Raw genomic sequence first — 2168 nt, forward strand, 5'->3', positions numbered from 1 at the left:
GGAAAATCAAATAATCACTATAAAGATCAAGCATATCCATTTAATTCCCTCCCTAAAATTAAGGGCGGAATTCTAATGCTTTTTAGTCAAACTACAAGTTTATGTGCGTAACATGAGTAACCAATAGAACAAGAGCAAAACTAAGCTTTAAAAACCTTCTGCCAAAAAATCTTGAATCCATAACTTTAAGTATAAAAAAACAATGTCTAATAGTGCTTTACTTAAGAGTACATTTCAAACGAATAATAAAAAAACATGACTGCTTTAAATTTATTCTATAGAATATTTTTGGTTGATGTTTAACCATAATCATGTCAATATGAATTAATATTTTAGTCCAATAACTGTTTTTGAGCATACAGGATACTATGCAAACAAACAGTATTAAGTACCATTAATATTCGCCACCGGATTTAGACAAAGGAGTGACCATGCCGAATCAAAGCCAATCAACTGTTGTAGCTTTTCCTACAATTACTGAAGATCACACTGATTTAAAACCTGCTGTAGAGCGTTTAAATAAAATTAAACACTCACAAACCCAATTAGGAAAGATTCAAAAGGATTTAGAGGTCTTAATTGATGCAATGGCTCAAAATCCAAGCATGCTTTCACGTGCTGCTAATTACTGGGGAAAACTCCCTTTATGGCAAAAAATTGTAGCCGGTATTATTATTGCAGCTCCTCCGCTCATTATTGGTATTCTTGCCCAGCTGATTGTTTGTTTTGTGATTACAGCTTTTCTACTGGCAAGTTATATAGGCTCAAGTGTCGTCCTTGATGATCATTATACACATACTCAATACAGCACAAAAAATATTAAAACAGGTGTTACTAGTCTTGCAGAAGGTTTAGATTCAGTAACCCAAACCTTAGAACAGATAAGTCAAGACTTAGCCGATCAAGTTGCTTTATTTAGCAAAGTCAATGAGCAATTTGGTGGTAATGTAGAATCCCTAGCGCTACGCAACTTGGCCCTAAGTGAGGAAATTGAAAAACTTAAAGAAACAGAGAAAAAACTACATCGTACGCAAACTGAACTGGAAACAGCCTGTGCTGAACTAAAAAACTCAGTAAAAGAGCAAACAGCTCTCTTAGAGGAAACTCAAGCAGCGTTAAATAAAATAAGAATTGATTTCGCCAGGAATCAAAATGAATTAGAAGAAAAAAACAAACAACTCAGTGAACTACAGAAACAATTTAAAGTTGAGGTAACCCGTTATGAGCAAGTATTAGAAACGCTACAAACCGCAATAGCTGAATTAGCAGAGAATATCCTAAAAAGTCCAAAAGAACAGCAAGCTTTTTATGATAAAGTCCAGCAGTTCATCCAAACTAAAGATGCAAATTTCTTACAAATTTTTGAGCGCTTTAATAATGCTGAAAAAGAATTAACAGCCTTAAAAGAAAAATATAAAGGGCTGATTGATGAATATGAGCAACTAGTGGGGAAACAAGTAGGACATTTAGGCCATATAGAAAAAACCGCCGCCCTGCTAGATGCGCATGGCTTTTACGCCCCTCCCGGGACAAAGCAGGAAAGTACTGCTTTAAGTCAGGAGTTAAGAATGTAGGTCAGTTAACTAAGAGCATGAAGCTTTCCCTTAGTTAGTACAGAGAGCTAAAAAATTAGTTATTGCGAAGAAAGAAAGTGAAGCAACCCAGAAAAAAGTCTCGCAAAGCATCCTACTGGCTTGCTTCACCAAAGGCTCGCAATGACTGATAGCTCCTGTTTAAACACCTACCCCTCTATTACCCATCATCGTTTAGGGTGCTTTTTTTCCTCCTAGCTAAAAATTCAGTCTTGGCGAATGAGGCGAAGCAAACCACAATAAAGTCCTCACTAAAAAGAACAACAATGTTCTCTACCAAGACTCAGCAATGGGGGATTTTGTAAAATACTCATCAAGCCTCCGTCGGGTGCCCGGGCTAGTCATCTGGGGTAAATTATCATACGAAAACCAACCGCTTTGCTCAATTTCTGAAGAATAGACTGATTCTAAGGAAAAATTGCTAATGATATAAATAATTGGATAATCATTAACACCTAAATAACTCATGTTACGCACGGTCAATTTTAAGCTGCCATATTTTTAAGCTCCTGCCAAGCAATCTGGTTCGCTCTAAGAATCAATTTGTACTTAATAGCAAAGTGATTTAAATGAGTT

Annotated in this window: 2 protein-coding genes; one reads left to right on the forward strand and one right to left on the reverse strand. The window is 36.0% G+C overall.

Going from position 1 to position 2168, the window contains the following annotated elements:
• Positions 1-431 precede the first annotated feature (431 nt).
• The gene (locus ELY15_RS15300; protein ID WP_127101554.1) at positions 432-1574 is read left to right on the forward strand and encodes a hypothetical protein; all 1143 of its coding nucleotides are present in this window, start codon (positions 432-434) and stop codon (positions 1572-1574) included.
• A gap of 291 nt (positions 1575-1865) precedes the next feature.
• Here the strand turns inward: ELY15_RS15300 and ELY15_RS15305 are convergent, their stop codons facing one another.
• A complete protein-coding gene (locus tag ELY15_RS15305) occupies positions 1866-2060 on the reverse strand; it encodes a hypothetical protein (RefSeq protein ID WP_127101556.1) in 195 nt (64 codons plus the stop codon).
• Positions 2061-2168: the final 108 nt, after the last annotated feature.

This window comes from Legionella sp. km772 (assembly GCF_003989735.1).
Classification (GTDB): Bacteria; Pseudomonadota; Gammaproteobacteria; order Legionellales; family Legionellaceae; genus Legionella.

What these genes read in the sequence shown, in the direction of transcription:
- ELY15_RS15300 (WP_127101554.1), top strand. Translation starts at nt 432, where the DNA reads ATGCCGAATCAAAGCCAATCAACTGTTGTAGCTTTTCCTACAATTACT.
- ELY15_RS15305 (WP_127101556.1), bottom strand. Translation starts at nt 2,060, where the DNA reads ATGAGTTATTTAGGTGTTAATGATTATCCAATTATTTATATCATTAGC.